Origin of the sequence: Streptomyces sp. NBC_00091, from assembly GCF_026343185.1 — a bacterium.
GTDB lineage: Bacteria > Actinomycetota > Actinomycetes > Streptomycetales > Streptomycetaceae > Streptomyces.
On the sequence record NZ_JAPEMA010000001.1, the window covers coordinates 3,789,834 to 3,805,784 of the forward strand.

At 73.2% G+C, this 15,951-nt stretch carries 14 protein-coding genes; 4 read left to right on the forward strand and 10 right to left on the reverse strand.

The window, feature by feature from the left end:
* Positions 1 to 6: 6 nt before the first annotated feature.
* From OOK34_RS17500 to OOK34_RS17510, 3 genes are read right to left on the reverse strand one after another with little or no spacing between them, the layout of a single operon-like run.
* Complete coding sequence (locus tag OOK34_RS17500; protein WP_267034795.1) at positions 7 to 939, reverse strand: hydroxymethylglutaryl-CoA lyase; 933 nt, start codon at positions 937 to 939, stop codon at positions 7 to 9.
* Positions 936 to 3,020 (reverse strand): biotin carboxylase N-terminal domain-containing protein, encoded by a 2,085-nt coding sequence (locus OOK34_RS17505; protein ID WP_267034796.1) that lies wholly within the window; start codon positions 3,018 to 3,020, stop codon positions 936 to 938. The genes OOK34_RS17500 and OOK34_RS17505 overlap by 4 nt, the downstream gene beginning before the upstream one ends.
* A 16-nt stretch (positions 3,021 to 3,036) precedes the next feature.
* Positions 3,037 to 4,653 (reverse strand): carboxyl transferase domain-containing protein, encoded by a 1,617-nt coding sequence (locus OOK34_RS17510; RefSeq protein ID WP_267034797.1) that lies wholly within the window; start codon positions 4,651 to 4,653, stop codon positions 3,037 to 3,039.
* A 101-nt stretch (positions 4,654 to 4,754) separates the two neighbouring features.
* Here OOK34_RS17510 and OOK34_RS17515 point away from each other — a divergent pair, with 101 nt between their 5' ends.
* Together OOK34_RS17515 and OOK34_RS17520 are read left to right on the forward strand one after the other, a co-directional pair.
* A complete protein-coding gene (locus tag OOK34_RS17515) occupies positions 4,755 to 5,333 on the forward strand; it encodes a TetR/AcrR family transcriptional regulator (protein WP_267034798.1) in 579 nt (192 codons plus the stop codon).
* A gap of 56 nt (positions 5,334 to 5,389) precedes the next feature.
* Positions 5,390 to 6,211: a phosphatase gene (locus tag OOK34_RS17520; protein WP_267034799.1), complete on the forward strand. Its 822-nt coding sequence runs from the start codon at positions 5,390 to 5,392 to the stop codon at positions 6,209 to 6,211.
* Positions 6,212 to 6,236: 25 nt separating this feature from the next.
* On the opposite strand, the gene OOK34_RS17525 is transcribed toward OOK34_RS17520, so the two are convergent.
* From OOK34_RS17525 to OOK34_RS17550, 6 genes are all read right to left on the reverse strand, one after another.
* Positions 6,237 to 6,659, reverse strand: coding sequence for a VOC family protein (locus tag OOK34_RS17525; protein ID WP_267034800.1), 423 nt, complete (start codon positions 6,657 to 6,659; stop codon positions 6,237 to 6,239).
* A 10-nt stretch (positions 6,660 to 6,669) separates the two neighbouring features.
* The gene (locus OOK34_RS17530) at positions 6,670 to 7,089 is read right to left on the reverse strand and encodes a helix-turn-helix domain-containing protein (RefSeq protein ID WP_267034801.1); all 420 of its coding nucleotides are present in this window, start codon (positions 7,087 to 7,089) and stop codon (positions 6,670 to 6,672) included.
* The gene (locus OOK34_RS17535; protein WP_267034802.1) at positions 7,049 to 8,062 is read right to left on the reverse strand and encodes a cation diffusion facilitator family transporter; all 1,014 of its coding nucleotides are present in this window, start codon (positions 8,060 to 8,062) and stop codon (positions 7,049 to 7,051) included. The genes OOK34_RS17530 and OOK34_RS17535 overlap by 41 nt, the downstream gene beginning before the upstream one ends.
* A 19-nt stretch (positions 8,063 to 8,081) precedes the next feature.
* Positions 8,082 to 8,960: an acyl-CoA thioesterase II gene (gene tesB / locus OOK34_RS17540; RefSeq protein ID WP_267034803.1), complete on the reverse strand. Its 879-nt coding sequence runs from the start codon at positions 8,958 to 8,960 to the stop codon at positions 8,082 to 8,084.
* A gap of 27 nt (positions 8,961 to 8,987) precedes the next feature.
* Positions 8,988 to 10,145, reverse strand: coding sequence for an acyl-CoA dehydrogenase family protein (locus OOK34_RS17545; protein ID WP_267034804.1), 1,158 nt, complete (start codon positions 10,143 to 10,145; stop codon positions 8,988 to 8,990).
* A 155-nt stretch (positions 10,146 to 10,300) separates the two neighbouring features.
* Entirely contained in the window at positions 10,301 to 11,758 is a 1,458-nt protein-coding gene (locus tag OOK34_RS17550; RefSeq protein ID WP_267034805.1) for a helix-turn-helix domain-containing protein, read from the reverse strand.
* Between the two features lie 117 nt (positions 11,759 to 11,875).
* On the opposite strand from OOK34_RS17550, the gene speB reads away from it, so the two are divergent.
* Both speB and OOK34_RS17560 read left to right on the forward strand, forming a co-directional pair.
* A complete protein-coding gene (gene speB, locus OOK34_RS17555) occupies positions 11,876 to 12,841 on the forward strand; it encodes an agmatinase (RefSeq protein WP_267034806.1) in 966 nt (321 codons plus the stop codon).
* Positions 12,842 to 12,906: 65 nt separating this feature from the next.
* Positions 12,907 to 14,592 carry a thiamine pyrophosphate-binding protein gene (locus tag OOK34_RS17560; protein ID WP_267034807.1) on the forward strand — a complete coding sequence of 562 codons (1,686 nt, stop codon included), beginning with the start codon at positions 12,907 to 12,909 and terminating at the stop codon, positions 14,590 to 14,592.
* Between the two features lie 45 nt (positions 14,593 to 14,637).
* On the opposite strand, the gene OOK34_RS17565 is transcribed toward OOK34_RS17560, so the two are convergent.
* Entirely contained in the window at positions 14,638 to 15,738 is a 1,101-nt protein-coding gene (locus OOK34_RS17565) for an esterase family protein (protein ID WP_267034808.1), read from the reverse strand.
* Positions 15,739 to 15,951 lie beyond the last annotated feature (213 nt).

Below are 15,951 nucleotides of genomic sequence, written 5' to 3' on the forward strand. Positions count from 1 at the left end.
GTTCTTCTACTCCTTGTGGGAGAGGGCGCGGACGGTACGGGAGGGGCTGGGCCGGCCCAGCTGTTCGGCCATCCACACGCTTGTGGCGGTGAGGGCGGCCAGATCGACCCCGGTCTCGATGCCGAGGCCGTCGAGCATCCACACCAGGTCCTCGGTGGCGAGGTTGCCGGTGGCGCTCTTCGCGTACGGGCACCCGCCGAGGCCGCCGGCGGAGGCGTCGACCGTGGTCACGCCGTGCTGGAGCGCGGCGAGGGTGTTGGAGAGGGCCTGGCCGTAGGTGTCGTGGAAGTGCACGCCGATCCGGTCGGTCGTGACGCCGGCCTCGTTCAGCGCGGCGAGCAGCGCCTGGACATGGCCCGGGGTGGCGACGCCGATGGTGTCGCCGAGGCTCAGCTCGTCACAGCCGAGGTCGAGCAGGGACTTGGCGACCCGTACGACCTGGTGGACCGGGACCGGCCCCTCCCAGGGGTCGCCGAAGCACATGGACAGGTACCCGCGGACATGCGCCTCCCCCTGCTTGGCGCGGGCCACGACCGGCTCGAACATGGCGAGGGACTCGGCGACCGTCCGGTTGAGGTTGCGGGAGGCGAAGGTCTCCGTGGCCGAACCGAAGACAGCGATCCGGGTGGCGCCGAGGGCGAGCGCGCGGTCCAGGCCGCGCTCGTTGGGGACGAGGACGGGGAGCGCGGCCCCGACGTCCGCGAGCAGCGGGAACAGCTGCTCCGCGTCCGCGAGCTGGGGCACCCACTTGGGGTGCACGAAGCTGGTGGCCTCGATGGTGGTCAGCCCGGCGGCGGCGAGGCGGTGGACGAACTCCGCCTTCACCTCCGTGGGGACGGCCGTCTTCTCGTTCTGCAGCCCGTCGCGGGCGCCGACCTCGTGGATGCGGACCCTGGGCGGGAGCCCGTCGCTCGGGACGGTCATGGGCAGGCCGGTCATTCGCCCGCCTCCTCGTCCGGGGTGACCACGGCCAGGATCTGGTCCATGGCGACGGTGGTGCCCGGGGTGACGTCGAGTTCGGTGACGGTGCCGGCGTGCGGGGCGGAGATGACGTGCTCCATCTTCATCGCCTCGACGACCAGCAGGCTCTGACCGGCCACCACCTGGTCCCCGACGGCCACCTTGACGACGGTGACGGTGCCGGGCATGGGGGCGGCGAGGGTGTCGGCCCCTGCCCTCGCGCTGCCGCTGAGGGCCGCGGTGACGGGGTCGTACGTCTGGACGTGCCAGGAGTCGCCGTCGCGGCCGAGCCAGACCCCGTCCGGGGAGGGGGCGTACGCGAACCGGTGCGTGACGCCGTCCAGTTCCACGGTGACGTGGTCCGGGGTGTGGTTGACGATCCGGGCTCGCGCCGGTGCGCTGGGGCTCTGCCCCAGACCCCGCGCCTCAATCGCCGGCGAGGCTGAATTTGCCCCGGCGGAGATGAGCAGTTCGGCGTCCGCGCCCAAGGGGCGGGTGCGGACCTCCACCGGGTCCTGGCCCGGGAGGCGGAAGTGGTGGACCGTCCAGGCAGGGGTGCCGCCCAGGCGCCAGCCGTTGGCCGCGTCGAACGGGTCGACCCACCCCTGCTGCTCCAAGCCCCCGGCAGGGTTTCGGGAAGGGGCGGGGTGGGGGAAAGAAGCCAGCAGGGCGGCCGCCGCGTAGACCTCGTCCGGCACCCCCTCGGGCAGGAGCCCGCCTAGGTCACGCTCCACCAGCCCCGTGTCCAGGTCGCCGGAGACGACGTCCGGGTGCGCGAGAAGCCTCCGGAGGAAACCGGCGTTGGTCTGGACGCCCAGGATCACCGTGTCCGCGAGGGCCGCCCGCAGCACCCGCAGGGCGGCCGCGCGGTCGGGGCCGTACGCGATGACCTTGGACAGCATCGGGTCGTACGTGGAGCCCACCGGGACCCCCGCCGTCAGCCCGGAGTCGGTGCGCACCGCGCCGCCGTCCGGCTCCGACAGGGCCAGGACCGTACCGCCGGACGGCAGGAACCCCCGCGCGGGGTCCTCCGCGCAGACCCGGGCCTCGATCGCGTGGCCGGTCAGCCGGACGTCGGACTGCGCGAAGCCGAGCGGCGCCCCCGCCGCCACCCGCAGCTGCTGCTCCACCAGGTCCAGCCCCGTGATCAGCTCGGTCACCGGGTGCTCGACCTGGAGGCGGGTGTTCATCTCCATGAAGTAGTACGAGGACGGGTCCCCGCCCGGGACGATGAACTCCACCGTGCCCGCGCCGACGTACCCGCAGGAGCGCGCCGCCTCCACCGCCGCCGCGCCCATCGCCGCGCGGGTCTTCTCGTCCAGCAGGACCGAGGGGGCTTCCTCGATCACCTTCTGGTGGCGCCGCTGGAGCGAGCACTCGCGCTCGCCCAGGTGCACCACGTTGCCGTGGGCGTCCGCCAGCACCTGGATCTCGATGTGCCGGGGCCGGTCCACCCACCGCTCCACGAGCAGGGTGTCGTCGCCGAAGGAGGACTTCGCCTCGCGGCGGGCCGCCGCGATCTCCTCGCCCAGTACGGCCTCGTCGCGCACCAGCCGCATGCCCTTGCCGCCGCCGCCCGCCGAGGGCTTGAGCAGTACCGGCATGCCGATCGCCTCGGCGGCGGCGACCAGTTCGGCGTCGGTCAGGCCGCTCCCGGAGGAGCCGGGGACGACCGGGACACCGGCCGCCTTCACCGTCTCCTTGGCCCGGATCTTGTCGCCCATCAGGGAGATCGCCGACGCGGGCGGCCCGATGAAGGCCAGCCCGGCCTCGGCGCAGGCGGCCGCGAAGGCCGCGTTCTCCGCGAGGAAGCCGTACCCGGGGTGGACGGCCCCGGCCCCGGTGCGGCGGGCGGCGTCGAGCAGCCGCTCCACCGACAGGTAGCTCTCGGCGGCGGCCGCCGGGCCGATGCGGACGGCCGTGTCGGCCTCCCGTACGTGACGGGCGTCCGCGTCGGCGTCGCTGAAGACGGCCACGGAGCGGATGCCGAGCTGTCGCAGGGTGCGGATGACCCGTACCGCGATCTCCCCGCGGTTCGCGACCAGAACAGTGCTGAACATCAGTGAGGTCCTCACGTCACATACGGAAGATGCCGAAGCCCGAGTCGCCCAGCGGGGCGTTCGCGCACGCGGTCAGGGCCAGTCCCAGCACCTGCCGGGTCTCCATCGGGTCGATGACCCCGTCGTCCCACAGCCGCGCGGTGGCGTAGTAGGCGTTGCCCTGCTCCTCGTACTGCGCGCGGACCGGGGCCTTGAAGGCCTCCTCGTCCTCGGCCGGCCACTCCTGGCCCGCGCCCTCGATCTGGTCCCGCTTGACGGTCGCCAGCACCGAGGCGGCCTGCTCGCCGCCCATGACCGAGATCTTGGCGTTGGGCCACATCCACATGAACCGCGGCGAGTACGCCCGGCCGCACATCGAGTAGTTGCCCGCGCCGTACGAGCCGCCGACCACCACGGTCAGCTTCGGGACCCGGGTGCAGGCCACCGCCGTGACCATCTTGGCGCCGTGCTTGGCGATGCCGCCGGCCTCGTAGTCCCGGCCGACCATGAAGCCCGAGATGTTCTGGAGGAAGACCAGCGGGATCCCGCGCTGGTCGCACAGCTCGATGAAGTGGGCGCCCTTCTGGGCGGATTCGGCGAACAGGATGCCGTTGTTGGCGATGATCCCGACCGGGTGCCCGTGGATCCGGGCGAAGCCGGTGACCAGGGTCTGGCCGAACTCGGACTTGAACTCCTGGAAGCGGGAGCCGTCCACGATCCGGGCGATGATCTCGCGGGCGTCGTAGGGGGTGCGCGAGTCGACGGGGACCGCGCCGTACAGGCCGTACGGGTCCACCTTCGGCTCCTCGGGAGCCTCGACCGACCAGGGCAGGGCCCCGCGCCCGGGCAGGGTCGCCACGATGTTGCGTACGATCCGCAGCGCGTGCGCGTCGTCCTCCGCGAGGTGGTCGGTGACGCCCGAGACCCGGGAGTGGACCTCGCCGCCGCCCAGCTCCTCGGCCGTGACCACCTCGCCGGTGGCGGCCTTCACCAGCGGCGGGCCGCCGAGGAAGATCGTGCCCTGGTTGCGGACGATGACGGCCTCGTCGCTCATCGCCGGTACGTACGCGCCGCCCGCCGTGCAGGAGCCGAGGACGGCGGCGATCTGCGGGATGCCGGCCCCCGACATGCGCGCCTGGTTGTAGAAGATGCGGCCGAAGTGTTCCCGGTCGGGGAAGACCTCGTCCTGCATGGGGAGGAAGGCGCCGCCGGAGTCGACCAGGTAGAGGCAGGGGAGACGGTTCTCCAGGGCCACCTCCTGGGCGCGGAGGTGCTTCTTGACGGTCATCGGGTAGTACGTGCCGCCCTTGACGGTGGCGTCGTTCGCGACGATGACGCACTCGCGGCCGCTGACCCGGCCGATGCCCGCGATCACCCCGGCGGCGGGCGCCGCGCCCCCGTACATGCCCTCGGCGGCCAGCGGGGCCAGCTCCAGGAAGGGGGATCCGGGATCGAGGAGGGTGTCGACGCGGTCGCGCGGGAGGAGTTTCCCGCGCGCGGTGTGGCGGGCGCGGGCCTTCTCGCCGCCGCCGAGGCGGGCCGCGTCGAGCCGGGCGCGCAGGCCGTCGGCGAGTTCGCGGTGGGCGGCCTCATTGGTCCGCCAGGCCTCGGACGCCGGGTCCGCGGCGCTCGTCAGCACTGGTGCCTGCTGCATCGGTCGAGCTCCCTTGCTCGGTGCATGCTGTGTTAATGACCGTTAACGCGTTTGGGTCTCAGGTTAACGACCGCTAACCGCCCTGTCTAGAATGGATTTCCATGAGCACCAGAGCGGCCACCCCGACCCGTCGCGAGCAGATCCTCAGTGAGGCCGCTCGTCTTTTCGCGGAGCGCGGCTTCCACGGCGTCGGCGTGGACGAGATAGGGGCGGCGGTCGGCATCAGCGGCCCCGGCCTGTACCGGCATTTCGCGGGCAAGGACGCCATGCTCGCCGAGCTGCTCGTCGGCATCAGCGAGCGGCTGCTCACCGGCGGCCGGCGGCGCGTGGAGGAGGCCGCCGGGGACCCGGAGGGGATCCTCGCCTCCCTCATCGAGGGCCACATCGACTTCGCGCTGGACGACCGGGCGCTGATCACCCTGCACGACCGGGAGCTGGACCGGCTGCGGGAGGCCGACCGCAAGCTCGTGCGCCAGCTCCAGCGCCAGTACGTGGAGCTGTGGGTGGCGGTCGTACGGGAACTGCACCCCCAGGTGGGGGAGGCGGAGGTACGGGTGGCCGTGCACGCCGTCTTCGGCCTGCTGAACTCCACCCCGCACCTGGCGACACCGGGCCGCGAGGCCACGGAGTCGCTGCTGCGCCGCCTGGCGAACGGGGCCTTCGGAGCACTGTCGGGGTGAGGCGCGGCTCGAGCGGTGCTTGGTGGAACGGACGCCTCCGCGCGGGCGGCGGCAGAATGGTCCGTATGCCGAAGCCGATAGAGACGCCCGCCCAGTCCGCTGAACCGCCGAGCCGCGCCGAACTCGTCGACCACCTGGTCCGCACCCGGATCGCGGGGCAGGTGGCCACCCCGCGCGAGAACAACCTCTCCCACTACCGCAAGCTCGCCAACGGCGACCGGCACTACTGGTTCGGCCTGGAGCTGGGCGACCGCTGGGCGGACGAGCAGGACGTGCTGGCCGTGATGGCGGAGCGGGTCGGCGTCGTCGACGACCCGGCGCACCGGGCCGGCCAGGACACCATCGACCCGGAACTGACCGTCGCCGGCCTGGACCGGATGGCGGCCCGGCTGCACAAGGCCGCGCTCGACCGGCAGAGCGTGCTGCTGGCCACCGGGCACCCGGGCGGCCTGCTGGACGTCCACCGGGCCACCGCCGACGCGCTGCGCGCCGCGGGCTGCGAGATCGTCCGCATCCCGGCCGGCCTGATCGCCGACGAGGGCTCGGTGTGGCAGTTCGCGGACGTGGCCGTACTCGAGCGGGGCGCGACCCTGTGGCACACCCACTCGCCGGCGCCGATGGCCGCGATCCTGGACGGGCTCGCGGCGGAGGGCCGCCCCCAGCCGGACCTGGTCGTCGCCGACCACGGCTGGGCCGGCTGCGCCGCCCAGCGCGGCCTGGACGCGGTGGGGTACGCGGACTGCAACGACCCGGCGCTCTTCCTCGCCGAGGCGGAGGGCACCCTCCAGGTCGCGGTCCCGCTGGACGACCACGTCCGCGACCCGCGCTACTACGACCCGATGGTGGCCTACCTGCTCTCGGCGGCGGGCCTGCTGTAGGCCGGGCCGGGGGGTGTCCTGTGGATCAGGCCTTGCGGGGCTGCGTGAAGCGCAGCATGTTGCCGGAGGGGTCGCGGAAGGCGCAGTCGCGGACCCCGTAGGGCTGGTCGACCGGCTCCTGGAGCACCTCGCCGCCCGCGGCGCGGATGCGTTCGAAGGTGGCGTCGACGTCGTCGGTCCGGAAGATGACCCCGCGCAGCAGGCCCTTGGCCAGCAGTTCCGCCACGGCCTGCCGGTCGGCGGGCGAGGCGCCCGGGTCCGCGAGGGGCGGTTCGAGGACGATCTCCACGCCGGGCTGCGAGGGTGCGCCGAGGGTCACCCAGCGCATCCCCTCGAACCCGACGTCGTTGCGCACCTCCAGCCCGAGGGCGTCGCGGTAGAAGGGGAGCGCCTTGTCGTGGTCGTCGACGGCGATGAAGCACTGCGAGAGCCTGATGTCCGTGTCCATGCGCCTCACGCTACGAGCGGGCGCCGGGTTTCGCTTCTCCGTTCCTGACCGGTCGCGTGTGGATCTTCGCGACGCAGGCCGGGACGGCCGCGCCCTCCTCGTGGCTGCGGGCCCGGTAGGCGCTCGGGCTCTCGCCGACCAGCTCGGTGAACCGCGAGCTGAAGGACCCCAGCGAGGTACAGCCGACCGCGAAGCAGACCTCCGTCACCGACTGGTCGCCCCGCCGCAGCAGCGCCTTGGCCCGCTCGATCCGGCGTGTCATCAGGTAGCTGTACGGGGTCTCCCCGTAGGCGGCGCGGAAGCTGCGGGAGAAGTGCCCCGCCGACATCAGGGCGACCCGCGCCAGCGCGGGAACGTCGAGCGGTTCCGCGTAATTGCGGTCCATCAGGTCACGGGCCCGGCGCAGCCGGACGAGGTCCTCCAGGTTCACCCGTCCAGCCTCGCACAGCACCGGGCGGCGCCACAGTGGTCGCCGGGGTCGGTGTCGGGTCCAGGTAGACGCGGCGGATCGCCGGCCACCGCTCCCGCAGCTGGTCCTCCGCGTCCTCGCAGGCCGCCTCCACCTGCCGGGCCGACGCCAGGTCGTGGAAGTCGACCTTCGCCGCGATCAGCACCTCGTCCGGCCCCTGCACGAGGGTGGTCAGCTCCAGCACCCCCTCGATGTGCGGCACCGACAGCAGCTCCTCGAGCACCTCCGCCCGCATCGGCGCGGGCAGTGGCCGCCCGATCAGGTACTGCGCGTTCGAGCGCCCCAGCTCCCACGCCACTCCCACCAGCAGCAGCCCGATCAGCAGCGACGCCACCCCGTCGTAGACGCCCGAGCCCGTCAGCTGCGCCCCGAGCAGCCCGCCCGCCGCCAGCGCGAGTCCGATCAGCGCGGCGACGTTCTCCAGCAGCACCGCCTTCACCGCGGTGTCCGGGGTGTGCTTCACGTACAGCCCCAGCGGCGCCCGCATCCGCGCCGCCTCGCCCGTCACCTGCCGCCAGGCCACCAGCAGCGAGTACCCCTCCAGCAGGAAGGCGATGCCGAGGATGACGTAGGAGAGCGCCGGGTCGCCCGGCTCCTCGCCGTGGACCAGGGTGTGGACGCCGTCGTAGACCGCGAAGACGGCGCCGCCCGCGAAGGTGGCGATCGAGGCGAGCAGCGCCCAGATGTAGCGCTCGGGCCCGTACCCCAGCGGGTGGGCCTCGTCGGCGGGCCGGGCGCTGCGCTTGAGGGAGGCCAGCAGCAGTACCTCGGTCACGGTGTCGGCCACCGAGTGCGCGGCCTCGGAGAGCATCGCGCTCGACCCGCTGACGATCCCGCCGACCGCCTTCGCGGCGGCGATGGCGAGGTTGGTGACCACGGCGACGACGACCGTGCCGGTGCTCTCGGATTCCGCCCCTTCGGTTTCTACTGACATGAAGTGACGGTATGTCCGATTATCCGCGTGGAACGCGTACGACACCCTCCTGGATCACGGTGACGGCCAGCCGGCCGTCCTGCGTCCAGATCCGTGCCTGGCCCAGGCCCCGGCCGGCGGCCGCCGAGGGGGACTCCTGGTCGTACAGGAGCCACTCGTCGGCGCGGAAGGGCCGGTGGAACCACATGGCGTGGTCCAGCGAGGCGCCGACGACGTCGCCGACCGCCCAGCCGCCCCGGCCGTGCGCGAGCAGCACCGAGTCCAGCAGGGTCATGTCGGACACGTAGGTGGCCAGGCAGGTGTGCAGCAGGGGGTCTTCGCTCTCCAGCTTGCCGGCGGTACGGAACCACACCTGTGAGCGCGGCTCCACCGGCTCGCCGACGCTGCCCCAGGGCGGGGTCGTGGCGTACCGCAGGTCCACCGCTTCCCGCGTCTCGATCAGCCGCTCCACCGTGCCCGGGTCGCGGAAGATCTTCCGGTACGCGGGCAGGGACTCGGCCGCGGTGGGCAGGGACTCCGGGTCCGGGGCCGACGGCATGGCGACCTGGTGGTCGAGGCCGTCCTCGTACGTCTGGAACGACGCGGAGAGGTGGAAGATCGGCTGGCCGTGCTGGACGGCGACGACCCGGCGGGTGGTGAAGGAGCGCCCGTCGCGGATCCGGTCCACCGAGTACACGATGGGCGCGCCGGTGTCCCCGGTGCGCAGGAAGTACGAGTGCAGCGAGTGCGCGGTGCGGTCCGCGGGAACGGTCCGACCGGCCGCGACCAGTGCCTGGGCCGCGACCTGACCGCCGAAGACGCGCGGTACCAGGGAAGGCCTGCTGGTACCGCGGAAGATGTTCTCCTCGATCTGCTCGAGGTCGAGCAGATCGAGGAGCGTCGTCAGTGCCTCGTTCATGGGGGAAGGGTAAGTGCCCGAAATCCCTTAGAGGCCCATGGACTTGGCGATGATGGACTTCATGACCTCGCTGGTGCCGCCGTAGATGCGGTTCACGCGGTTGTCGGCGTACAGGCGGGCGATCGGGTACTCGTTCATGTAGCCGTAGCCGCCGTGCAGCTGGAGGCACTTGTCGATGACGCGGTGCGCGACCTCGGTGCAGAACAGCTTCGCGGAGGCGGCCTCGGCGGCGGTCAGCTCGCCGGCGTCCAGGGCCTCCAGGGCGCGGTCGACGACGGCCTCGGCGGCGTCCACCTCGGCCTGGCAGGCGGCCAGCTCGAACTTGGTGTTCTGGAAGTGCGCGACCGGCTTGCCGAAGACGGTGCGCTCGGTCACGTACTGCTGGGCGAACCGGATGGCGGCCTTGGCCTGCGCGTACGCGCCGAAGGCGATGCCCCAGCGCTCGGAGGGCAGGTTGGCGCCGAGGTAGTAGAAGCCCTTGTTCTCCTCGCCGAGCAGGTCCTCGACCGGGACCTTCACGTCGACGAACGCCAGCTCGGCGGTGTCGGAGGTGCGCAGGCCGAGCTTGTCCAGCTTGCGGCCGATGGAGTAGCCCTCGGACTTGGTGTCCACGGCGAAGAGGGAGATGCCGAAGCGGCGGTCCTCGGCCGAAGGGGCGGAGGTGCGGGCGCAGACGATCACGCGGTCGGCGTGGACGCCACCGGTGATGAAGGTCTTGGCGCCGTTGAGGACGTAGTGGGTGCCGTCCTCGGAGAGCTTGGCGGTGGTCTTCATGCCCGCGACGTCGGAGCCGGTGCCCGGCTCGGTCATGGCGAGCGCCCACATCTCCTCGCCGGTGACGAACTTCTCGAGGTAGCGCTTCTTCTGCTCGTCGTTGGCGAGCATCTTGATGTAGGGGAGGGCGAGCAGCACGTGCACGCCGGAGCCGCCGAAGTTGACGCCCGCGCGGGAGGTCTCTTCGTAGAGGACGGCCTCGAACTTGTGGGTGTCCAGGCCCGCGCCGCCGAACTCCTCGGGCACGTTGATGCCGAAGATGCCCAGCTCGCCGAGCTTGTAGTAGAACTCGCGCGGCGCCTGGCCGGCCTGGAACCACTCGTCGTAGACGGGGACGACCTCGGCCTCGATGAAGGCGCGGAGGGTCTCGCGGAACGCCTCGTGGTCCTCGTTGAATACGGTACGGCGCACGAGCCGCCTCCTCGATCCCTAGTTCGGCCAGTCTATGGCCGGCAGTCCATGTCTAAGCGCTTGCTCATGGCTAAGTTACCCGGCGGTCACTCTGGCTGTCCAGGGCGTGAGTCACACGGGGCGGGCCGGCGCGGAAACCTTTCCGCGGCGGGCCCCTAGGGCAGTCGGCGCAGCGCGAACCACAGCTCCATCCGGGTGTCCGGGTCGTCGAGGTCCCGGTCCAGGAGTGCGGCGCAGCGGGCCACGCGCTGGCGGACCGTGTTGCGGTGGACGCCCAGCGCGGCCGCGCTGCGGTCCCAGCTGCCGTGGTGGGCCAGCCAGCCGCGCAGGGTGCCGCGCAGGGCCGGGGAGAGGGGGCCGAGCAGGGCCTCGGCGTGGGCCCGGGCCTCCGCCTCGCCGACCAGGCCCGCGAAACCGGGGTCCGTGTGCCGGGACACCGGGGTACGGGCCGCCTCGGCGCGCTCCAGGGCCCGGCCGGCCTGCGCGTCGGCGGCCGTCAGGGCCCCGGGCGCCGCCGCGGCGCTCACCCCCAGCCGCCAGCCGGGCTGCGCCCCGGGCTCCCGGTCGGTGAGCAGCCGTACGGCCGGCCCGCGCGGGTCCAGCAGTACGGTGCCCAGCGCGGCGGCGAGGGCCTGCGGATCGCCGGCGCCCCGGGCGTGGACCGCGTACCAGGGCCCGGGGGCGAGGGCCGCGGCCGGATCCCCGTCCAGCAGCAGCCGGGTCAGGGCGGCCGCCTCCGTCCCGGCGGGGCGGTGCGCGGTGAGCAGGCTCAGCAGTACGGCGGCCACGGAGGCGATGGTGTGGTCGCCCGGGGCCCGGGCCCCGGTGGCGAGGGCGAGCACCTGGCCCCCGCCCACCGCGTAGGCGGCCAGATGGGTTCCGGCCGGCGTGTCGGTGGCGGTCGCGGCGGGCCCGGGGGCCACCCGGTGCGCGAGCGCCTCCAGGGCCGCCCGCGCCTCCGCCCCCGGCTCACCCCCGCCGGCGGCCCGGACCACCCGGAACCCGGCCCCCGCCGCCGGGTCCGCGACCCCGGCCGCTCCGGCTCCCGCGCCGCCGCCGGACCCCGCCGCTGCCGCCGGGGCGAGGAGGCCCGCCCAGCCGGACAGGCTCGCGGCCAGGCGGGACAGGACGGCCCCGACCGGATCCGGCCGCCCGGCCGCCGCCGCCAGGGACTGCTGCGCCTCGGTCACCCGGCGCAGCTCCCGGGTGCGGGCCTCCGCCATCAGCCGCCACACCGTACGGGCGACCGCCGTGAAGGGGGTCCCGGAGGGGACCTCCAGCAGCGGGAGCCCGAAGCGCCCGCACGCCTCGGCGAGCCCGGCCGGCACCTCCTCGTGCACCGGCGCCACGCCGAAGCCGAGCGCCGCCGCCCCCGCCCCGACCAGCCGGGACACGTAGTCCCCGGGGCGGTCCCCGAGCCCGCCCCCGGCGGTGAGCAGCAGCTCCCCGCCCAGCAGGTACGGCGAGGGGTCGGTCATCTCCGAGGCGTGCACCCCGTGCACCTCGGCCGTGTCGGGCCCCGCGAGCAGCCGCAGCCCGAGCTCCCGGTCGGCGAGCAGCGCCGCGAGGGCGACCGGCGGGGTGGGGGGCGGGGTGGGGGGCGGGGCCTCCATGGATACTCCGTACACATCAGGGGCGGGACCGTGGATAAAACGTACACTTCGCGGCCCCGGGGCGTCGCCTTACGCTCGAAGGACCGCACCAGCAGGACCACCAGAAGGGCACCCCCCATGAGCACGCAGCCGCGCGGCCCCGTCGACTCCTCCCGCATCCCGCGCTACGCGGGCCCGGCGACCTTCGCCCGGCTGCCCCGCCTCGACGAGGTCGGCGGCAAGGCGGACGTCGCCGTCGTCGGCGTGCCCTTCGACTCCGGTGTCTCCTACCGCCCCGGCGCCCGCTTCGGCGGCAACGCCATCCGCGAGGCCTCCCGCCTGCTGCGCCCGTACAACCCGGCCCAGGACGCCTCCCCCTTCGCCCTCGCGCAGGTCGCGGACGCCGGCGACATCGCGGCGAACCCCTTCAACATCAACGAGGCCGTCGAGACGATCGAGGCCGCGGCCGACGAGCTGATCGGCAACGGCTCCCGCCTGATGACCCTCGGCGGCGACCACACCATCGCCCTGCCCCTCCTGCGCTCCGTCGCGAAGAAGCACGGCCCGGTCGCCCTGCTGCACTTCGACGCGCACCTGGACACCTGGGACACCTACTTCGGCGCCGAGTACACCCACGGCACCCCCTTCCGCCGCGCCGTGGAGGAGGGCATCCTCGACACCGAGGCGCTGTCCCACGTCGGCACCCGCGGCCCGCTGTACGGCAAGCAGGACCTCGACGACGACGCCAAGATGGGCTTCGGCATCGTGACCTCGGCGGACGTCTACCGCCGCGGCGCCGACGAGGTCGCCGACCAGCTGCGCCAGCGCATCGGCGACCGCCCGCTGTACATCTCCATCGACATCGACGTGCTCGACCCGGCCCACGCGCCCGGCACCGGCACCCCCGAGGCGGGCGGCATGACCTCCCGCGAGCTGCTGGAGATCATCCGCGGTCTGTCCTCCTGCAACCTGGTTTCGGCCGACGTGGTCGAGGTCGCCCCGGCGTACGATCACGCGGAGATCACCTCGGTCGCGGCCTCGCACACCGCGTACGAGCTGACCACGATCATGAGCCGTCAGATCGCCGCCTCCCGCCAGGGCTGATCACCCCGGCCCGGCGGCGAAGGCGGAACGACGGAACGACCGAAGCACGAAGGGCACATACGCGCGTGACGCACGACCACGACCTGGTACTCCGTCCCACCGAGGCCCAGACGGCGGCCGCCCTGGCGCCGCCGCCGGGCCGCACGGGCGGGGACCTGGTCGTGGAAACGCTGCGCGGCCTCGGCGCGACCACCGTCTTCGGTCTGCCGGGCCAGCACGCGCTGGGCCTGTTCGACGCGGTCGGCCGCTCCGACCTGCGCCTGGTCGCCCTGCGTACGGAGAACAACGCGGGCTTCGCCGCCGACGCCTACGGCCGCCTCACGGGCGAGGCGGTCCCGCTGCTGCTCTCCACCGGGCCCGGGGCGCTGATGTCCCTGCCCGCCCTCGCGGAGGCGGCGGCGGCCTCCGCACCGGTCCTCGCCCTCTCCTCCCAGGTCCCGACGGCGGGCCTGGGCGGCGGCCGGCGGGGCCACCTGCACGAGCTGCGGGACCAGTCGGCCTCCTTCCGCGACGTGGTGAAGTCGGTCCACATCGCCCGCACCCCCTCGCAGATCCCCTCGGTGATCGCCGAGGCCTGGGAATCGGCCCTCACGGCCCCCCACGGCCCCGTCTGGGTGGAGATCCCGGAGGACGTGCTGCGCGCCGACACGCTGATCCCCGAGGTCACCGGCATGGACGCGACCCCGCACGAACTGGCCCCGCGCCCGGAGCTGACGGCGCTGGCCGCGCACTGGCTGTCGAAGGCCTCCCGCCCCGTGATCATCGCGGGCGGCGGTGTGATCCGCGCCGACGCCGCCGGCAAGCTGCGGCAGCTCGCGGAACGCCTGAACGCCCCGGTGGTCACCACCTTCGGCGGCAAGGGCGCCTTCCCCTGGACCCACCCGCTCTCCCTCCAGTCCTGGCTGGAGGACCGCCACATGACGGACTTCCTGGAGGACGCGGACGTCCTTCTCGTCGTGGGCTCCGGGCTAGGCGAGCTGTCCTCGAACTACCACACGTTCTTCCCCACGGGCCGGGTCGTCCAGATCGAGGCGGACCTCGGCAAGCTGGAGTCCAACCACGCGGGCCTGGGCATCCACGCCGACGCCCGCCTCGCCCTCCAGGCCCTCCTGGAAACGGTGGAGCCCCGCCCGGACGACGAGGCCCCCGAGCGGGTCCGCTCGCTGCTCTCCGCCGTCGAAGCGCGCCTCGCCACCCAGGACGTCACCCTCGAACGTGACCTCCTGACCTCCATCCGCCAGGCCCTCCCGCCCCGCTCCCCGTCCTTCTGGGACATGACGATCCTGTCGTACTGGGCCTGGTCCGCCTTCGACGCGAAGCACCCCAACACCATGCACTCGGCCCAGGGCGCGGGCGGCCTCGGCTACGCCTTCCCGGCGGCCCTGGGCGCCGCGGTCGCCGAGCCCGGCACCCCGGTCCTGGCGGTCTCCGGCGACGGCGGCGCGATGTACTCCCTCTCCGAACTGGCCACCGCCAGGGAACACGACCTCGACGTCACCTGGCTGATCGTGGACGACGGCGGCTACGGCATCCTGCGCGAGTACATGACCGCCTCCTTCGACGGCCGCACCACGGGCACGGAACTGACCCGCCCCGACTTCGTCGCCCTGGCGCGGTCCTTCGGCGTCCCCGCCGCCGCCACCACCCCGGACACCCTCCGCACGGACCTCGCCCAGGCCCTCAAAACCCCGGGCCCCTCGGTCCTCGTCCTCCCCACCACCCTCAAGATGTTCGCCCCAACCCACCTGTAGCCCCGTTGCCCGGCCCCGGGCCCCGGGGCCGGGAGGGCTCACGGCTCAGTTGGCGCTGAGGCGGGCGCTGGTCCATGCGAGGGCCGGCGGGATCTCGCGGTTCCAGGTGTTGAAGCTGTGCCCGCCCCGGTCGAGGGTGATCGACGAGACGTGGGCCGGGTCCTTCACGGCCTTGACGAACTGCTGCGTCGCCTTGAGGTTCGACTCGCCCTGGAGCGAGGTGGTGACGAGGAACGAGACGTTCGGCTGCGGCCGGTTCGCCAGGTGCCACAGCAGGTCGGACCGCTTCTCCTCGCCCTTGTTCCCGTGGAAGAGGTCGCCCGAGTCCGCATCGACCTCCGGCTTGTAGTCCGCCGAGAGGCCCACCCCGGCCGCGTACGTCTCCGGGTGCTGGAGCGTCATCTTCAGCGCGCAGTACCCGCCCGTCGAGTCGCCGATGATGGCCCAGTTCCGCGCCGAGGTGCCGATGCGGTAATGACTGGCGACCGCCCTGGGGACGTCCGTCCCGAAGAAGGACTCGCTCTGCGGGCCGCCCCCGGGGACGTCGACGCACTGGCTGTTGGAGGGGCCGACCACGGGCCGCATCATCACCAGGATCATCGGCTGCATCTTCTTCTGCTTGGCCTGCGTCCACGCCGTCTTCGGGTACCGCAGCCCCTTCAGCAAGTTCTCCGCCGTGCCCGGGTAGCCCGTCAGCACCACGGCCGCGGGGAACTTCCGCTGCTCGTTGCCCTTCTGGAAGTACTCGGGCGGCAGGTACACGTACGCCTGGGCGGCGACCCGGGAGCGCTCGCCGTGCAGGGTCACCTTCTCTATCAGCCCGCCCGACTGCGGACTGCGCCCGCCGGGCACGCCGGTGTCCTGCCGTCCCAGCACCTCCACGGCCGCCCCGCCGGGCACGGCCTCCTGGCGCGCCTGTCCGGCGGTCAGGTCGGCCCAGGACCCGTAGATCAGGAAGCTGCGGTTCGCCGCGAGCGCGACCGAGGCGAAGAGGAACACCTGCACGACGACGAGCAGCCCTAAACGCCCCAGCACCAGCCCCCGGCTGCTCCGCGCCAGCCGGGGCCACAGCCACACCGTGGCCGCGAACAGGAGCACCGTGCACAGCACGGCACTCACCAGGAGCGTGCTACTTGTCAGACCCATGGATCGGTCAAGCCCTTCGCGATGTCCGGCGCACCGCCGACCGGTGCGCACCCGGCTAGAGCGCCTTTGGGGCCGGAGCGTTCCCTGCCGCGTCCCGGGTCCAGCGGGGGTCGAGCGGCGGTGGTCCCCTGATCGGACGAAGCCCGCGCGCGTCCTGCGGACCCCAGTGCGATTGTTGCGGTGGGATGAAATCCGCCGGTGGGGGCGTTGGGG

Excerpts from the sequence above, each read along its gene's own strand:
- OOK34_RS17515 (WP_267034798.1), top strand. The coding sequence starts at position 4,755 with ATGAGCACCAGAGCGGCCACCCCGACCCGTCGCGAGCAGATCCTCAGT.
- OOK34_RS17535 (WP_267034802.1), bottom strand. The coding sequence starts at position 8,062 with ATGTCAGTAGAAACCGAAGGGGCGGAATCCGAGAGCACCGGCACGGTC.
- tesB (WP_267034803.1), bottom strand. The coding sequence starts at position 8,960 with ATGAACGAGGCACTGACGACGCTCCTCGATCTGCTCGACCTCGAGCAG.
- OOK34_RS17505 (WP_267034796.1), bottom strand. The coding sequence starts at position 3,020 with ATGTTCAGCACTGTTCTGGTCGCGAACCGCGGGGAGATCGCGGTACGG.
- OOK34_RS17550 (WP_267034805.1), bottom strand. The coding sequence starts at position 11,758 with ATGGAGGCCCCGCCCCCCACCCCGCCCCCCACCCCGCCGGTCGCCCTC.
- OOK34_RS17525 (WP_267034800.1), bottom strand. The coding sequence starts at position 6,659 with ATGGACACGGACATCAGGCTCTCGCAGTGCTTCATCGCCGTCGACGAC.
- OOK34_RS17520 (WP_267034799.1), top strand. The coding sequence starts at position 5,390 with ATGGTCCGTATGCCGAAGCCGATAGAGACGCCCGCCCAGTCCGCTGAA.
- OOK34_RS17510 (WP_267034797.1), bottom strand. The coding sequence starts at position 4,653 with ATGCAGCAGGCACCAGTGCTGACGAGCGCCGCGGACCCGGCGTCCGAG.
- speB (WP_267034806.1), top strand. The coding sequence starts at position 11,876 with ATGAGCACGCAGCCGCGCGGCCCCGTCGACTCCTCCCGCATCCCGCGC.
- OOK34_RS17565 (WP_267034808.1), bottom strand. The coding sequence starts at position 15,738 with ATGGGTCTGACAAGTAGCACGCTCCTGGTGAGTGCCGTGCTGTGCACG.
- OOK34_RS17500 (WP_267034795.1), bottom strand. The coding sequence starts at position 939 with ATGACCGGCCTGCCCATGACCGTCCCGAGCGACGGGCTCCCGCCCAGG.